Raw genomic sequence first — 16,439 nt, 5'->3', positions numbered from 1 at the left:
GCCGGAGCCGGGCATCTCGCCGAAGACCGTTTATTCAACCGTCGGCGGATGTTCGAACGTGTGGAACGGAGCCGGGCTCGGCACGGTCCACTCGAGGCCCGTTGCTCCGTCCCATGGCTTGTCGCCGGCTTCTTCGTGCTCGCCGCCGCCACGGTAGGCCGGCAGCGCAACCGCGAACAGGAAGTAGACCTGAGCGAGACCGAAGCCGAATGCGCCGATCGAGATGACCTGGTTCCAGTCGGTGAACTGAGCCGGGTAGTCGGCGTAACGACGCGGCATACCGGCGAGACCGACGAAGTGCATCGGCAGGAACGCGAGGTTGAAGAAGAACATCGACGCCCAGAAGTGGATCTTGCCGCGCGTTTCGTTGTACATCCAGCCGGTCCACTTCGGCGACCAGTAGTACCAGCCGGCGAACAGCGCGAACAGCGAGCCCGCCACCAGCACGTAGTGGAAGTGCGCCACGACAAAATAGGTACCGTGATACTGGATGTCGAGCGGCGCCATCGCCAGCATCAGGCCCGACAGACCACCGAACGTGAACACCAGCAGGAAGCCGACTGCGAACAGCATCGGCGTTTCGAAGCTCAACGAACCGCGCCACATCGTCGCGACCCAGTTGAACACCTTCACGCCGGTCGGCACCGCGATCAGCATCGTCGCGTACATGAAGAACAATTGGCCCGTCACCGGCATGCCGGTCGTGAACATGTGGTGCGCCCAGACCATGAACGACAGAATCGCGATCGACGCGGTCGCGTACACCATCGAGCTATAGCCGAACAGCGGCTTGCGCGAGAACGCCGGGATCACCTGCGACACGATCCCGAACGCCGGCAAGATCATGATGTACACCTCAGGGTGCCCGAAGAACCAGAAGATGTGCTGGTACATTACCGGGTCGCCGCCGCCTGCCGCGTTGAAGAACGACGTGCCGAAGTGACGGTCGAACAGCACCATCGTGATCGCGCCAGCCAGAACCGGCATCACGGCGATCAGCAGGTACGCGGTGATCAGCCATGTCCACACGAACATCGGCATCTTCATCAGCGTGAGGCCGGGTGCGCGCATGTTCAGGATCGTCACGACGATGTTGATGCCGCCCATGATCGACGAAGCACCCATCAGGTGGATCGCGAAAATCGCGAAGTCCATGCCCGGGCCCATCTGCGTGGACAACGGTGCGTAAAGCGTCCAGCCCGCAGCAGTTGCGCCGCCCGGCGAGAAGAACGAACCGACCAGCAGCACCGCCGCCACCGGCAGCAGCCAGAAGCTGAAGTTGTTCATCCGCGCGAAAGCCATGTCCGATGCGCCGATCTGCAGCGGCACCATCCAGTTCGCGAAACCGACGAAGGCCGGCATGATCGCGCCGAACACCATGATCAGGCCGTGCATGGTGGTCAACTGGTTGAAGAACTCCGGACGCATGATCTGCAGACCCGGCTCGAACAGCTCGGCACGGATTCCCAGCGCCATCACGCCCCCGGAGAGGAACATGGTGAACGAGAAGATCAGGTACAGCGTACCGATGTCCTTGTGATTGGTTGCGAACAGCCAACGGCGCCAGCCATGCGGCGTTTCGTGGGCATGGTCGCCGTGCACGTGCTCGTGGCCCGCGACTACATCGTGTCCGATGCTAGACATGACAATCTCCTAAAGCGAATTCTGCGGTGCTGATCATGAACACGTCAGGCAGCCGGGCTGATCTGAACACGCCGGGCTTCTTTCGCGTCGGTGCCGCCCGTGATCGTTTCCGGCTTCTTCAAAATAATGTGGTCTTCGGCAATGCCGGCTGCTTTCAGTGCGTCGCGCACGGCTTCGGCACGACTCTTCGCGAGCTTCGCGTTGAGGTCGGCGGAGCCGGTGGCGTCGGTGAAGCCCGACAGCGTGAATTTTGCGTCCGGATGCGCCTTCGCGTAGGCCGCGGCCGCGTCGACCGCCGCCTGCGCGTCGGCCGGCAGCGTGCTCTTGCCCGTTTCGAAGTAGATGCTTGCCGGCAGTGCAGCCTGCGTTGCAACCGCGCTGTCCGAACTGGACGCAGCAGCTTGCGCGCCCGAAGCCGCCGTTGCACCGCTGGCCGCGGCACCCGCGTCGGCCAGATGGTTGCCGCCTTCCGGCAGCTTGCCGTTGCGGGCATCCGCAACCTGCTTCGGCTGGAGAATGTCGCCGGTGTGGTTGCCCCACGAGTTGCGCTCGTACGTGACCACCGATGCGATTTCGACGTCGTTCAACGTCGGCGCCCACGAAGGCATCGCGTTTTTGCCCTTCAGCACGAGGCTCACGTGCTCGGCGATCGCGCCGTTGGCGATCTTGCTGCCATCGAGCGCAGGGAACGCGCCTGCGCCCTTGCCGGTCGGCTGGTGGCAGACCGCGCAGTTCGCCGCGTACACCTTGCCGCCGCGCTCCATCAGCTCGGCCATCGTGTAGGTCTTGTTGGGATCGTCCTGGCCAGCGGCCATTTTCTTCTTCTGGGCGTCGACCCACTTCGCGTAGTCGTCGGCGGAAAGCACTTCGACCACTACCGGCATGAACGCGTGTTCCTTGCCGCACAGCTCAGTACAGAAGCCGCGGAACGTGCCGATCCGGTTAGCCTTGAACCACGTGTCGCGCACGAAACCCGGAATCGCGTCCTGCTTCACGCCGAAGGCCGGCACGTACCAGGAGTGGACCACGTCGTTCGCGGTGGTGATGATGCGGATTTTCTTGTCGACCGGAACGACCAGCGGATTGTCGACTTCCTGCAGATACAGCGTGGAAATCGGCTTGTGGCCATCGGTTTCCGCGCGCGGCGTAGCCAGGGTGGACAGGAAGTTGATGCCCTCGCCCGGACCCTTCACGTAGTCGTAGCCCCATTTCCACTGGTAGCCGGTGACCTTGATCGTGAGGTCGGCGTTCGTGGTGTCTTTCATCGCGACGACGGTGCGGGTGGCGGGCAGCGCCATCAGCACGACGATGACGAACGGTACGATCGTCCAGATGATTTCGACGGTGGTGCTTTCGTGGAAATTCGCAGCCTTGTGGCCCTTCGATTTGCGGTGCGCGAAGATCGAATAGAACATGACGGCGAACACGCCGACAAAGATTACGGTGCAAAGAGCCAGCATGAACATGTGGAGGCTGAAGAGCTCCTCGGCGATTCTCGTCGCAGGCGGCTGGAGATTGATCGCGTTGACGGCAGGGCCGCCCGGAGCATCGCCCACTGCCAGGGCAGCACCGGCGAAAAGCAGTCCGCTCATCGCCAGCACGCTCATGAGCGCTCGCTTGATTGTTTTCATAGCTTCCTTACCCAAATTTTCCATTCAAACCCTCGACCCCGCTGGCAGCCTCTCTCGCACTCCCCTTGAACGCCGCGTGACTCGCCCCATCTAACAGCGGGAGAGCCACATACGCAATTCGCCTGCGAACTGCGCGCGCCGATACTGCGCGAGATGTTGCCCGATCATGATCGTCTGGCCGCGCGAGACCAGTTTGATCTGGTCACGCGGCGTTGCGCCCGGCTCGATCCGCACCCAGCGCGGATTGAATTCAAACTGCGTGAGCTGCTCGGCGCTGACCTGCTCGATTACCAACCGGCTCTGGAACAACCGGATACGTTCGTAATCGACAGCATGACGCGCATAAATGGCAAAGGCGATGCCCACCGCGAGCAATTCGATCCCGGTGAACGGCAACACCAGCCAGGCGCCGACCAGAACCAGCATGAAAGCAATTGCCAGCGAGAACAGCGCAAGCGAAACGTAGAGACAGATGAACTGCCGGGGCGATATCGAACAGTTGCGCTTCATCGTCCAGTCCTTGAGAACCGGTTCTGAATCCGCCAGCAGATCTGATGCGCCCACCGCTGCCTCCTGCGAATCGCCAACTTCGGCCATTCCTTGCGGCCATCGATTCCGGCCGCGCGAACCCTCTACCGCGTCACCGCATGTTGCAACCCTATGCCTCGGGCCTGCCGCCCCAAATGTGGGAACTCCGGGCGACAAACTGACGCATTATAGGCGCGATCCATAGCATCCACAAGCAAGCCCCAATTGGCCCACAAGCCAGGCGGGACAAGCCTTAGCGCCGTTTTGACCCGCCTTTTGCGGGTCTTTTGAAGTGCAAATTTCAGACATAACAGATGTCGTCTTTACCGCTTCAACGATTCCTCGCCGAACCCCGTCCGATATCCTCGATGCGCACGATGCCATGCCCTTCGGCCGTCGTGCGCGGCACGGCTTTCCATGCGTGCCCGTAGATCACCTCGAAGGTCAGCGCGATCGTGCCGTCGGCCCGGCGACGGGCTTCGAGCGCCGCCAGCAACGCTTTGTGCAATCTGCGCGCGACCGCGCTCGAGGACGCTTCGCGCTCGAACGGATACGCGCCCCAGCGGCGCACGTCCGCAAGCAACGATCCCGGCGACTTATAGGTGATGGTGAGCACTTCCTGGTCCATTACCGGAATCTCGAAGCCGCTTTCGACCAGCATGTCGCCGAGGTCGTGCATATCGACAAAGTCGATCACGTGTTTGCGCGAGGCGACGCCGTGCGCGGCTTCGACTTCGGCGTAGGCGCCGCGTAATTCCTTGAGCGTGTCGGGGCCGAGCGTGCTGAACATCAGCAGGCCATTGACCTTCAGCACGCGCTGCCATTCCGGGAATACGAGATCGGGCCGCGAGTGCCAGTGCAGCGCGAGATTGGACCAGATGAATTCGAAGGCGCCGGCCGCGAACGGCAGCGCGGAGAAGTCCGCTTGCGCGAAGCGCGGACCGCGGGCGCCGAGCGCCTTGCCGAGTGAGGCCGGCAGAAAGCGCCGCCAGCTCGTGTCGCCGGCATCGTGGTGAAGTGCATGCGTCAGCATGCCGTGCGACAGATCGGAGCCGAACACCGGCGCTTCGGGGAAGCGCTCGCGCAGCGCGGGGATGTCTTCGCCCACACCGCAGCCCGCGTCGAGCACGCTCGACGGCGCGACCTTGATGTAGTCGAGACGCTCGCGCATGCGTTGCGCGATCTCGCGCGGCAGGAACGCAACCTCGTCGAACCGTGCGGCGCGGCGGTCGAAAATACGCCGGAGGCGCCGTGAATCATAGGCCGGACGGCCTGATTGAGCGGAAGTTGGGGGCATGAGTGTCGTGCTGGCGTAGAGCACGAAGTATACTCGTTCGCTTCCTTCCCTTCAGTGTGAAAGGCCTTCGCGGGCGCCCACTCGTGCCATTCCGACCACTTTCTTCGTCTTCACGCGGCAGATTCGCGCGTTTCACATGCGGCTTGCATTCGGCATGGCCGCACGTGATGCACGCGGCATTGCCGAACCTCTGCGCACTCTGCGGCAATTTGTCGCACAAGACGTTGTGCGCCGGTTGCGACGAAGCCTACTGGAACGAAAGCCGGTTGCGATGCACGGCATGCGCGGTGCCCTTGCCGGCAACGCGATGGGCCGCTCATGCGCGATATCGCTGTGCGGATTGCGTCGCGCAAGCGCCGCCGTTCGATGCGACCTTCGCGCTCGCCGACTATCGCGCACCGCTCGACACGCTCGCGGTCGGCCTGAAATTCCGCGCCCGGCTGATGCTGGCGCAGGAGTTCGCGCAGCGCCTCGCGCGGCTTGCGCAGGACGCCTGGCAAGATGAGTCCGAGCGCCCCGACGTGATCGCGCCGGTGCCCTTGGCGGGCCAGCGTCTCACTGAGCGCGGCTACAACCAGGCATGGCAGATCGCCAAGCCATTGGCCCGCACGCTCGACGTGCGCAGCGACGCCACCTTGCTGCATCGCGCGATCCACACCGCACCACAATCGCGGCTCGACCTCGACGCGCGCCGGCTGAACGTCGGCCGCGCATTTCGGGTCGCACGGACCGTGCGCGGGCTGCACGTCGGCGTGGTCGACGATGTGATGACGACCGGCGCGACGCTCGAAGCGCTCGCCCGTACGCTAAAAGCTGCCGGTGCGCGGCGGGTCACGAACTTCGTCGCGCTGCGCACACCGAAAAACTAGTCTTTACCTGGCCTCACTATGTTCAATGTCGTTCTCGTAGAACCGGAAATTCCGCCGAACACCGGCAACGTGATTCGCCTGTGCGCCAACACCGGCGCGCGGCTGCATCTGATCGAGCCGCTCGGCTTCCCGCTCGACGACGCCAAGCTGCGCCGTGCCGGCCTCGACTATCACGAGTATGCGCAAATGAACGTGCATGCCGATTGGGCCGCCTTCGTCGCCAAGGAAGCGCCGGATCCGGCGCGCATGTTCGCGTTCACCACGCGCGGCTCGGGCCGCTTTCACGAGCACGCGTTTCAGGCGGGCGACTGGTTCGTGTTCGGCGCCGAAACGCGCGGCCTGCCCGACGCCGTGCTCGACGAGTTCGCGAACGGGCAGCGCGTGCGCCTGCCGATGCGCCCGGGCAACCGCAGCCTGAACCTCTCGAATACCGTCGCGGTGGTGGTGTTCGAGGCCTGGCGTCAGACCGGCTTCGACGGCGGCGCCTGACGGCGCTTCAATTCGGCCTCGTAGCGCGCGAACATCGCGTCGTCGAAACAGGCGAACACCACCTGTTCGATGTGCGGCGCGCGCGGCAAGGTGTCGAGCACCGTTGCGAGCGCGATCCGCACCGCGTCGTCGGCGGGGAAACGGTAGATGCCACAACTGATCGCGGGAAACGCGATGCTCCGGCACTGCGCCTCGCGCGCCACCTCCAGCGAGCGCTGATAGCAGGAGGCGAGCAGATCGGCTTCGCCATGCGTCCCACCCCGCCATACCGGGCCGACTGCGTGGATCACATATTTGGCCGGCAAGCGGTGGCCGCCGGTGAGCTTGGCGTCCCCGGTCGCACAACCACCCAGCGTTTCACATTCGCGCAGCAAGTCGCGGCCGGCTGCGCGATGAATCGCGCCGTCCGCACCGCCGCCGCCCAGCAGCGACGTATTCGCAGCGTTGACGATCGCGTCCACTGCAAGCGTGGTGATGTCGACCACACGCGCTTCCAACGTGCAAGCATTGACAGTGAGCATGGGAACCTCGCTGATCCGAAGCGTCGATAAAAACGTGGACAGCGATGAAGGGCAGCCGTTCAACGCAGTGACGCGCTAAACGGCTGAAACTGATCGATCAAAACAGCGCTTATTCAGCCTTGGAATCGCGCCGCAGCAGGGCGCTGACGGCGTCGCGAGGCGCTACGCCGTCAAATAGCACGGCGCACACCGCTTGCGTGATCGGCATCTCGATCGCGTGCGCGCGGGCAATGGCGAGAACCGCTTGCGCGCAGCGGACACCCTCGGCCACGTGACCGAGGGCACCGAGAATGTCGTCGAGCGTGCGGCCCGCGGCAAGTTGCACGCCAACCGTGCGATTGCGCGACAGGTCGCCGGTCGCGGTCAGGATCAGATCGCCGAGACCGGTCAGGCCGGTGAACGTCTCAGCACGTCCGCCGAGCGTCACGCCGAGGCGCGACATTTCGGCCAGTCCGCGCGTGATCAGCGCCGCACGTGCATTGAGACCGAGCCCGAGACCGTCGGCAATGCCCGTTGCGATGGCCAGCACGTTTTTCACCGCCCCGCCCACTTCCACGCCGACGACGTCGTCGCCGGTATAGATGCGCATGGCGTCGTGGTGAAACGCGGCAACCGTGTTCTCGCGGCATGCCGCCGACGCGCTGGCGATCGTCAATGCGACCGGTAAGCCCTGCCCGACTTCGCGCGCGAAGCTCGGACCGGACAGCACGCCGTTGCTGCCATGCGCCGGCAGCTCGGCCGCGACCACCTGATGCGGCAGCAACTGCGAATCGGCTTCGAAGCCCTTGCACAACCACACCAGGTGCGCAGGCACCTTGCCCGCGTCGCGCATCGTTCGAAGCAGCCCACGCAGGCCGGCCACGGGGGTGGCCACGACGCATAGCGCTTCATCGGCAAGGGCGTGCTCGAGTGCCGCGTTCAGGTCCGCTTCGTAGCGAAGCGCGGGCGGCAAAGCAACGCCCGCCAGGTAGCGGGCGTTTTCGTGCGTCGCGCAGAGATCGGCAATGAGCGCGGGCTCGCGCGCCCACAGCACCGTGTCGTGCCGTAAGGCCAGATGGCCGGCGAGGGCTGTGCCCCATGCGCCGGCGCCGAGGACAGCAACCTTCATAGCCGGCACTGCCTGCGGCACCTTAGTGCGTGACGCCGTTCTGCGCCGCGCCTTCCTGGCTGCCCATCTGCGCGAGACGTTGCTCGTACAGTGCCTGGAAGTTGATTTCGGCGAGGTGGATCGGCGGGAAACCGGCGCGGGTGATCGCGTCGGCGATGTTCGAGCGCAGGTACGGGAACAGGATCGTCGGGCAGGCGATGCCGACGAGCGGATCGATCTGCTCTGCGGGGATGTTGCGGATGTCGAAAATACCGGCTTGCTTGGCTTCGATCAGGAATGCAACCTTGTCCGACACCTTGGCCGTGACTGTGCCCGTCACGAGGATCTCGAACACGGTGTCGGCGAGACGCTCGGCCTTCACGTCGACTTCGACTTCGACCGACGGCATTTCCTGCTCGAGGAAGATGCCCGGCGAATTCGGCTGCTCGAGCGACATGTCCTTCAAATAGATACGCTGGATGTTGAAGAACGGCTGGTTATTCTCGTCGGACATGATTGAGTGATTCCCTGATAGGTGTGCATGGTGGCGACCCATGATTCCATGGGCCGCCGGATCGTTGCGGCGCGCCGCCCGCCCTCGCGGGGCAGGCACGCGCCGGCTTGTATTTCAACCGCCCGCTCAGGCCGTCCGCAGATGTGCGGAGGACGCGCGAAGTCAGGCGGCTTCGAGCAGCGGCATCAGACCGCCCGCGCGGTCGAGCGCGGACAGGTCATCGTACCCGCCGACATGCGTCTCGCCGATGAACACCTGCGGCACCGTGCGACGACCGGTGCGGGTCATCATCTCCTCACGACGGGCCGGGTCCTTGTCGATCAGTACCTTCTCAACGTGCTCGACGCCGCGCGACTTTAAAAGACGTTCGGCCATCTGGCAATACGGGCACACCTGGGTGCTGTACATGATCACTTTGTTCACTTGGCTGCTCCTTGTTTCACAACCGGCATACCGGCTTTCTGCCAGGCGTCGACACCGCCTTCGAGAACGTGGACTTCCGCGTATCCCGCATCCTGCACGATACGCGCTGCCTTGTTCGACTGCTGGCCGGTCTGACACACCAGCAGCACCGGGTTGCTCTTGTTCTTCACGAGTTGCGCGACCTTCGCTTGCAACTGCGCAAATTCAAGGTGCCGTGCCGAGGGCAAATGCCCCAGGGCGAAGTCGGCGGACGAACGAAGATCGATGACCGCCGCATTGCGCCGGTTGATCAGTTGGGTGGCTTCAGCGGCCGACAGGCCACCGCGACCGCGCCGGCTGATCGTCGGCCACAGCAGCAACCCACCGGAGATGAGGACGATCGCGATCAGTACAAGGTTTGTGTAATCAGTGAAAAACTTCACGGAAAATCCGCCGAAAAAGAGAGAAATCGAAAAGGGCAATCCACCCATTATAAAATAACCGTCTGACGCGATGGCGGTGCTCCTCCAGAGGCATCCCCGCTGCGCTTTACCGCTTCCTTACTACCGACCGGCAATCTCATGTACAAACTCGTTCTCATCCGCCACGGCGAATCGACGTGGAACAAGGAAAACCGCTTCACCGGCTGGGTGGACGTCGACCTCACCGAACAGGGCAACAGTGAAGCGCAGCAGGCGGGCGTGCTGCTGAAGGAATCCGGCTACACGTTCGATATCGCCTACACATCGGTGCTCAAGCGCGCGATCCGCACGCTGTGGCACGTGCAGGACAAGATGGATCTGATGTACCTGCCGGTCATTCACTCGTGGCGCCTGAACGAACGTCATTACGGCGCGCTGTCGGGCCTGAACAAGGCGGAAACCGCCGCGAAGTTCGGCGACGAGCAGGTGCTGGTGTGGCGTCGCAGCTACGACACGCCGCCGCCGGCGCTGGAGCCGACGGACGAACGTGCGCCGTACGACGACCCGCGCTACGCGAAGGTGCCGCGCGAACAGCTGCCGCTCACCGAATGCCTGAAAGACACGGTGGCTCGCGTGCTGCCGCTGTGGAACGAGTCGATCGCGCCGGCCATCAAGTCGGGCCGCAAGATCGTGATCGCCGCGCACGGCAACTCGATCCGCGCGCTGGTCAAGTACCTCGACGACATCTCGGACAGCGACATCGTCCGCCTCAATATTCCGAACGGCGTACCGCTCGTCTATGAACTCGACGAGAACCTGAAGCCGATCAAGCACTACTATCTGGGTGACCAGGAAGCAATCGCCAAAGCGCAAGCCGCGGTCGCCAAGCAGGGCAAGGCGGGCTGATTCCGCCCAGCCGGCCGCGAACCCCGTGCATTGAACATGCACGGGCGCCGCGGTCCGCCGGCTGCGCCGACCGGCAACACGTACCGGCTGGCGTGGCCCGCTTCACGCACGCGCACCCTTCTGGCCGCCTTGGGCGTGTTACGGCACATTACTTCGCTCGCGCGGGCTCAATCTCACGAACCAGCTCCGGTTCGCACTGTCGAATCACCTTTGCCCGCCCTGCCCCTGAGTAGGCGGGTGTGCAGTTATACTTGTCCGTCCAAATCCTATCGACGCTGCCACGCGCTTCCGACCGCAACAGACTCTATGCGAAAGAACCTGAAAAATATCGGCCTGATTGCCGCGGGCCTTGCTACCGGTGCATTTGCCACCCTGCAACTTTCCGCCTCGGCCCAGCAACCCGCTAGTGCCGCCGCCGCACCCCTGCCGTTAGACCAACTCAGGCTCTTTGCCGAAGTGTTCGGGCAAATCAAGCACGAATACGTCGAACCGGTCGACGATAAAAAGCTTCTCACCTCCGCGATCAAGGGCATGGTGTCGAGCCTCGACCCGCACTCGTCGTACCTCGACAAGACCGATTACGAGGAACTGCAGGAGCAGACCAAGGGCCGCTTCGCGGGTCTGGGCATCGAGATTTCGTCGGAAGACGGCCTGATCAAGGTGATTTCGCCCATTGAAGACACGCCCGCGTTTCGCGCCGGCATCCGTCCGGGCGACCTGATCACACGCATCAACGACAAACCTGTACGCGGCATGACGCTCGACCGGGCGGTCAAGCAGATGCGCGGCGAGCCGGGCACCAAGGTCACGCTCACGATCTTCCGCAAGTCCGACGACCGCACGTTCCCGCTCACGGTGACGCGCGCGATCATCAAGGTCCAGTCGGTCAAGGGCAAGGTCATTGCGCCGGGATTCGCGTATGTCCGCGTCACCAGTTTCCAGGAACGCACCACGCCTGATCTCGCGGCGAAGCTGCAGGACATCGCGCGTCAGGAGCCGAATCTGAAGGGCCTCGTGCTCGACCTGCGCAACAACGGCGGCGGTTTGCTGCAAAGCGCGGTTGGCGTAGCCGGCGCGTTCCTGCCGCCGAATTCGGTGGTGGTGTCGACCAACGGCCAGATTCCGGATTCGAAGCAGGTCTATCGCGACACGTACGACAACTACCGCCTGCAATCCTTCGACAGCGATCCGCTGAAGGACATCCCGGCCATCTTCAAGACCGTGCCGATGATCGTGCTGACCAACGCCTACTCGGCGTCGGCTTCGGAAATCGTCGCAGGTGCACTGCAGGATCAGCATCGCGCGCTGATCGTCGGCAAGACCACCTTCGGCAAGGGCTCGGTGCAGACCGTGCGCCCCATGACCGCGGATACTGCGCTGCGCCTGACCACCGCGTACTACTACACGCCGAGCGGCCGTTCGATCCAGAACAAGGGCATCCGTCCTGACATCGCGGTCGACCAATACGCGGAAGGCGATCCGGACGACGCACTCGTGACCCGCGAAGTCGACTACTCGAACCACCTCGCGAACACGCAGGACCCGAACGAGAAGAAGGAAGCGGAACAGCGCGAACAGGAACGCATGGACCAGTTGCGCCAGCTCGAAGAAGCGAACGACAAGAAGACGCCGGAACAGCGTCAGAAGGATCGTGAGCGCAAGCCGGTGGAATTTGGTTCGGCCGACGACTTCATGCTGCAACAGGCGCTGGCCAAGCTCCAGGGCAAGCCGGTGCAGGAATCGAAGTCGCTGACCGAGCGCCGTCTCGCGCAGAGCAAGCCGGCCACGTCGGCGTCCGCGCCGGTCGCGGTGAAACCGACGCAACCGGTTCCGGGTGCATCGGCCGTCGCGCCCGCTTCGGCTCCGGCTACACAAAGCAAGTAAGCAGCAAACCCTCGCGTGTCTTCGCAGCGAATCATGCTGCGAAGACACTCAGCAAGACCCGCAACGAGCCTCACCCTTGGCGCGATTAAAATAACAACAACGAAACGCGCGCGGCAGACCGCAAGTCTGCTTCCCTTTGCGCGACATACTCACGCGCCCCCGCCATGAATGACGATCAACTCCTTCGCTACTCCCGCCATATTCTCGTCGACGAAATCGGCATCGAGGCGCAGCAGCGCTTTATCGACGCGCACGCGATCATCGTCGGCGCGGGCGGGTTGGGTTCGCCCGCTGCGATGTATCTCGCGGCGGCTGGCGTCGGCCGCTTGACGCTGGTCGATGCCGATACGGTCGACCTGACCAATCTGCAGCGGCAGATCCTGCACGTGAGTGCATCGGTCGGGCGCAAAAAGGTGGAGTCGGGACGCGATTCGCTTGCGCAGATCAATCCCGAGGTGACGGTGAACGCGGTGGCCGAGCGCGCCGATGACGCCTGGCTCGATCGCGAAGTACCGCACGCGAGCGTCGTACTCGATTGCACCGATAACTTCGCGACGCGCCACGCGATCAACCGCGCCTGCGTGAAGCACGGCGTGCCGCTGGTGTCGGGCGCGGCGTTGCGTTTCGACGGCCAGATCAGCACGTTCGATTTCCGCGACGAAGCATCGCCCTGCTATGCATGCGTGTTTCCCGAGGACCAGCCGTTCGAGGAAGTCGCGTGTTCGACGATGGGGGTGTTCGCGCCGACGGTGGGCATCATCGGTTCGATGCAGGCCGCTGAAGCGCTCAAGGTGATCGGGACGATCGGCACGCCGCTGCAGGGCCGTCTGATGATGCTCGATTCGCTGCGGATGGAATGGAACACGATGCGAATCGGGCGCCAACCGGATTGCCCGGTATGTGGACAAAGGCATCACGCTTGACGGCGCGATGCCTACGCTAACGAACCGCTGAATAAAAAAAACGCCGCATGCGGCGTTTTTTCATGCGAAGAACCAGCCTCGCGCTCAGGCCTGCGCGACGCGCTTGAGCGCGGCCTGCAACTCTTCCGGTTCGAACGAAGCCAGCACGTCGGCCACCGGCTTCTCGAGCGTCTTGAGATGGGAGCGCAGCACCTCCTGCTTGACCACCAGCAACTGGCTCGGATGCATCGAGAACTCGGTGAGGCCCATGCCCAGCAATAAGCGCGTCAACGCCGGATCCCCCGCCATCTCACCGCACACCGACACCGGCACGCCAGCGCGCCTCGCCTCGCGCAGCGTGAACGCGATCAGATGCAGTACAGCCGGATGCAGCGGGTCGTATAGATGCGCCACCGCGTTGTCCGCGCGATCGATCGCCAGCGTGTACTGGATCAAATCGTTGGTGCCGATCGACAGGAAGTCGAGCCGCTTCAGAAACAGCGGCAATGCGATGGCGGCCGCCGGGATCTCGATCATCGCGCCGACTTGCACGTTGGGATCGTAGGCAATGCCTGCATCGTCGAGTTGGCGCTTGGCTTCCCGCAGCAGATCGAGCGTCTGGTCGATTTCCTGCGCGTGCGCGAGCATCGGAATCAAAATCTTCACCGTGCCGAACGCCGACGCGCGCAGAATCGCGCGCAACTGCGTGAGGAACATCTGCGGCTCCGAGAGGCTCCAGCGAATCGCGCGCAGCCCCAGCGCGGGATTCGCCGCGGTCTCGTAGCCGTCGCCGCCGCCCATGGAGTCGAGCGGCTTGTCGGCGCCGACATCGATGGTGCGAATCGTGACCGGCAAACCGTTCATCAACTCGACGGCCCGGCGGTACGCGGCGAACTGCTCTTCCTCCTCGGGCAAGCGGTGCTTGTGATTCATGAACAGGAACTCGGTGCGGAACAGACCCACGCCGGTCGCACCCGAGTTGACCGCGGCGCGCGCGTCTTCCGGCAGCTCGATGTTCGCGCACAGTTCGATGCGCGTGCCGCACAGCGTTTGCGTCGGCGAAAATTTCAGGCGCTGCAGCTTGCGTTGCTCCAGCTCTTTTTCGCTTTGCCGATACGAATACTCTTCGAGCACGATCGGCGCGGGATCGACGATCACGATGCCGTGATCACCGTCGACAATGATCAGGTCATCCTGACGGATCAACGCGCTTGCGTGCTGCACGCCGACCGCGGCCGGAATGCCCAGGCTGCGCGCGACGATCGCCGTATGCGACGTGCGGCCGCCGAGGTCCGTGACGAAGCCCTGAAACGTCTGCGTCTTGAACTGCATCATGTCGGCCGGCGCGATGTCGTGCGCGACCACGATCATCTCGTCGCAGGCGCCGTGCACGCCGCCACCGAGCGTCGCCGATGCCCCCGCGAGCGCCTTCAGCACGCGCTCCACCACCTGCTCGATGTCGGCTTTGCGCTCGCGCAGGTACTCGTCTTCGATGTCGTCGAAGTGACGCGACAGGCGCTCGAGTTGTTCGGTCAGCGCCCACTCCACGTTGTAGCGGCGCGTGCGGATCAGGTCGATGGTTTCCTGCACGAGCATCGCATCGTTCAGGATCATTGAATGAACATTGATGAACGCGCCCATTTCGCTGGGCGCGTCTGCGGCGAGATCGGCGCGCAGCGTGTCGAGCTCCCGATGCACGTGTTGCTGAGCCGCGCGAAAACGCTCGACCTCGCCCTCGATCTGGGCGGGTTCGATCAGATAGTGGTCTACGTCAAGTGCTGCCGGGGCGATCAGATAGGCCCGCCCGATGGCGATACCGCGTGACACGGGAATTCCATGCAGCGTGAAGGACACGCGCACCTCCTCTAGTTGTGTAATGCCGCGGCAAACCGCTGCAGTGCTCTCAGACTCTGCTGGTCATTATAAATTCCGCACCCTCTGCAAGTACGGCAGGGCTATGTGCAGCGCAGCAACAATTATCGTCATCGACATGACAATGCGCCTTCAGCAGGTTTGCATTCCGGCAAGTTGATCACGCCTATGCGCAGACAGGCAAGCCGATTTCCCCGCACCTGTCCGCCCATTCTCTCGCGCTAAAAAAAACGCCGCGGACAACCGCGGCGTGGATGCTCGTTGTAAACGTGCATGCGCGACTTCACTGACCCTCGCCGAATTTATCGGCAATTAGTTTCAGCAGTGCGTCCATCGCTTCCTTTTCGTCAGTGCCTTCCGTTTCGATCAGCACCGTGCTGCCGATGCCCGCGGCCAGCATCATCACACCCATGATGCTCTTGGCATTGATGCGGCGGCCATTGCGGCTCATCCAGATTTCCGCCTGGTAGTTGCCCGCGAGTTGCGTCAACTTGGCCGACGCACGTGCGTGCAGCCCCAGCTTGTTCACAATAGTCGTTTCCTGTTGCAGCATGTGATGGTCCGAAAGCGCGGGTAAGTATGGTTACGAAAGGTGAATTTGCACACACCCGTTGCACTGCATTTGAAGCATTGAGCATTGGGCTTTGGAACGGCCTGCGCGCGGCCTACAAACCGGCCGCGTCGGTTTTCTGAGTCAGATCGGCGTCGGCCGGGAGCGCGGGTAGACAGTCGCCCGCAGCCGCGTCGGGCGGCAAACCCGACATGCACTCGCTGACAGCCGCCGCGCACGCCACGGAGGCCGGCGTAGCCGGTCCGATTGCATGCACGCCCTTGGTCGCGCCGGCGAGCGCCTTGTCGACCAGCGTGTCGAGCGGCGTGGCGCGATAGCAGACCGCGCGTACCAGCATCGGCAAATTGACGCCGCAGAGCACGCGTACATTCGGCACCGTGGCGAGCCGGCCCGCAATATTCGCGGGCGTCGCACCGAACATATCCGTGAGCACGAGTGCGCCGTTTTCTTCCTTCAAACGCTCGATTTCCGAGTTCGCAAACGCAACCTGTTGCGCGGGATCGCAATCGGGCGATACGTCGATCACGCCGATGCGAGCCGGCAAACCGCCGTAGATGTGCGAAATACAATCGCGCAACGCGGTGGCGAACGGAGCGTGCGCAATGATCAGAATGCCTGCCATGTCAGCCTTGCTGCAAAAGAACGGCCCCAAACCGTGGACCGGGACGAGGCCCGGTTCGTCAGCGCCCTCGACCGGCCGTAGGTCATGAGAGCCGGAACGCATCATTTGATGAGCAGTGCGTCCGCGCCGCGCCATGCCGGCGCCGCCTGGACATTGCTCACTCACCGTCCGCGATCCGTGCCCGTGGCCTCGGTTGAAGCCATCGAACCGGCTTGGCGCGGAAGAGCGGGCATTGTATCAGGCTCATTTTCACGCCAAATCCGGCGCTGCGCTTGATG

At 63.3% G+C, this 16,439-nt stretch carries 17 protein-coding genes; 5 read left to right on the top strand and 12 right to left on the bottom strand.

The features are described from left to right. Positions 1–30 precede the first annotated feature (30 nt). From ctaD to B0G69_RS08215, 4 genes are all read right to left on the bottom strand, one after another. A complete protein-coding gene (ctaD, locus tag B0G69_RS08230; RefSeq protein WP_121316429.1) occupies positions 31–1,644 on the bottom strand; it encodes a cytochrome c oxidase subunit I in 1,614 nt (537 codons plus the stop codon). A gap of 44 nt (positions 1,645–1,688) precedes the next feature. Next, positions 1,689–3,299, bottom strand: a complete 1,611-nt coding sequence (gene coxB, locus B0G69_RS08225; protein WP_121316428.1) for a cytochrome c oxidase subunit II — start codon at positions 3,297–3,299, stop codon at positions 1,689–1,691. Between the two features lie 66 nt (positions 3,300–3,365). Then, complete coding sequence (locus B0G69_RS08220; RefSeq protein WP_121319223.1) at positions 3,366–3,839, bottom strand: DUF2244 domain-containing protein; 474 nt, start codon at positions 3,837–3,839, stop codon at positions 3,366–3,368. Positions 3,840–4,134: 295 nt separating this feature from the next. Then, positions 4,135–5,100, bottom strand: a complete 966-nt coding sequence (locus B0G69_RS08215) for a methyltransferase domain-containing protein (RefSeq protein WP_121319221.1) — start codon at positions 5,098–5,100, stop codon at positions 4,135–4,137. 167 nt (positions 5,101–5,267) lie between these two features. Here B0G69_RS08215 and B0G69_RS08210 point away from each other — a divergent pair, with 167 nt between their 5' ends. Then, on the top strand, positions 5,268–5,969 hold the full coding sequence (locus B0G69_RS08210) for a ComF family protein (RefSeq protein WP_121319219.1): 702 nt from the start codon (positions 5,268–5,270) through the stop codon (positions 5,967–5,969). Between the two features lie 18 nt (positions 5,970–5,987). Beyond that, complete coding sequence (gene trmL, locus B0G69_RS08205) at positions 5,988–6,458, top strand: tRNA (uridine(34)/cytosine(34)/5-carboxymethylaminomethyluridine(34)-2'-O)-methyltransferase TrmL (RefSeq protein ID WP_121316427.1); 471 nt, start codon at positions 5,988–5,990, stop codon at positions 6,456–6,458. Here trmL and B0G69_RS08200 read toward each other — a convergent pair. The 5 genes from B0G69_RS08200 to B0G69_RS08180 form a co-directional block, all read right to left on the bottom strand. Then, the gene (locus B0G69_RS08200) at positions 6,431–6,979 is read right to left on the bottom strand and encodes an O-acetyl-ADP-ribose deacetylase (protein ID WP_121316426.1); all 549 of its coding nucleotides are present in this window, start codon (positions 6,977–6,979) and stop codon (positions 6,431–6,433) included. The genes trmL and B0G69_RS08200 overlap by 28 nt on opposite strands. A gap of 109 nt (positions 6,980–7,088) precedes the next feature. Then, the gene (locus B0G69_RS08195) at positions 7,089–8,087 is read right to left on the bottom strand and encodes an NAD(P)H-dependent glycerol-3-phosphate dehydrogenase (protein WP_121316425.1); all 999 of its coding nucleotides are present in this window, start codon (positions 8,085–8,087) and stop codon (positions 7,089–7,091) included. Between the two features lie 22 nt (positions 8,088–8,109). Then, complete coding sequence (gene secB / locus B0G69_RS08190) at positions 8,110–8,580, bottom strand: protein-export chaperone SecB (RefSeq protein ID WP_074762880.1); 471 nt, start codon at positions 8,578–8,580, stop codon at positions 8,110–8,112. A gap of 162 nt (positions 8,581–8,742) precedes the next feature. Continuing rightward, positions 8,743–9,003, bottom strand: a complete 261-nt coding sequence (gene grxC, locus B0G69_RS08185) for a glutaredoxin 3 (RefSeq protein ID WP_028199035.1) — start codon at positions 9,001–9,003, stop codon at positions 8,743–8,745. After that, positions 9,000–9,425 (bottom strand): rhodanese-like domain-containing protein, encoded by a 426-nt coding sequence (locus B0G69_RS08180; RefSeq protein ID WP_121319217.1) that lies wholly within the window; start codon positions 9,423–9,425, stop codon positions 9,000–9,002. Before B0G69_RS08180 ends, grxC begins: the two co-directional genes overlap by 4 nt. Before the next feature lie 138 nt (positions 9,426–9,563). Here B0G69_RS08180 and gpmA point away from each other — a divergent pair, with 138 nt between their 5' ends. The 3 genes from gpmA (at position 9,564) to moeB (ending at position 13,117) form a co-directional block, all read left to right on the top strand. Beyond that, positions 9,564–10,310, top strand: a complete 747-nt coding sequence (gpmA, locus tag B0G69_RS08175; protein ID WP_121316424.1) for a 2,3-diphosphoglycerate-dependent phosphoglycerate mutase — start codon at positions 9,564–9,566, stop codon at positions 10,308–10,310. Positions 10,311–10,616: 306 nt separating this feature from the next. Beyond that, complete coding sequence (locus B0G69_RS08170) at positions 10,617–12,194, top strand: S41 family peptidase (protein ID WP_121316423.1); 1,578 nt, start codon at positions 10,617–10,619, stop codon at positions 12,192–12,194. A 164-nt stretch (positions 12,195–12,358) separates the two neighbouring features. Further along, complete coding sequence (gene moeB / locus B0G69_RS08165; protein ID WP_121316422.1) at positions 12,359–13,117, top strand: molybdopterin-synthase adenylyltransferase MoeB; 759 nt, start codon at positions 12,359–12,361, stop codon at positions 13,115–13,117. An 84-nt stretch (positions 13,118–13,201) separates the two neighbouring features. Here moeB and ptsP read toward each other — a convergent pair whose 3' ends face one another. The 3 genes from ptsP to B0G69_RS08150 form a co-directional block, all read right to left on the bottom strand. Beyond that, positions 13,202–14,950 (bottom strand): phosphoenolpyruvate--protein phosphotransferase, encoded by a 1,749-nt coding sequence (gene ptsP, locus B0G69_RS08160; RefSeq protein WP_121316421.1) that lies wholly within the window; start codon positions 14,948–14,950, stop codon positions 13,202–13,204. Positions 14,951–15,251: 301 nt separating this feature from the next. Continuing rightward, on the bottom strand, positions 15,252–15,521 hold the full coding sequence (locus B0G69_RS08155) for an HPr family phosphocarrier protein (protein WP_054035732.1): 270 nt from the start codon (positions 15,519–15,521) through the stop codon (positions 15,252–15,254). A gap of 112 nt (positions 15,522–15,633) precedes the next feature. Then, positions 15,634–16,161, bottom strand: a complete 528-nt coding sequence (locus tag B0G69_RS08150) for a PTS mannose transporter subunit IIA (protein WP_121319215.1) — start codon at positions 16,159–16,161, stop codon at positions 15,634–15,636. Between the last annotated feature and the right edge of the window lie 278 nt (positions 16,162–16,439).

The sequence above is a fragment of the Paraburkholderia sp. RAU2J genome (genome assembly GCF_003634845.1).
GTDB lineage: Bacteria > Pseudomonadota > Gammaproteobacteria > Burkholderiales > Burkholderiaceae > Paraburkholderia > Paraburkholderia fynbosensis.
This window is presented reverse-complemented; position numbering and strand designations above follow the sequence as displayed.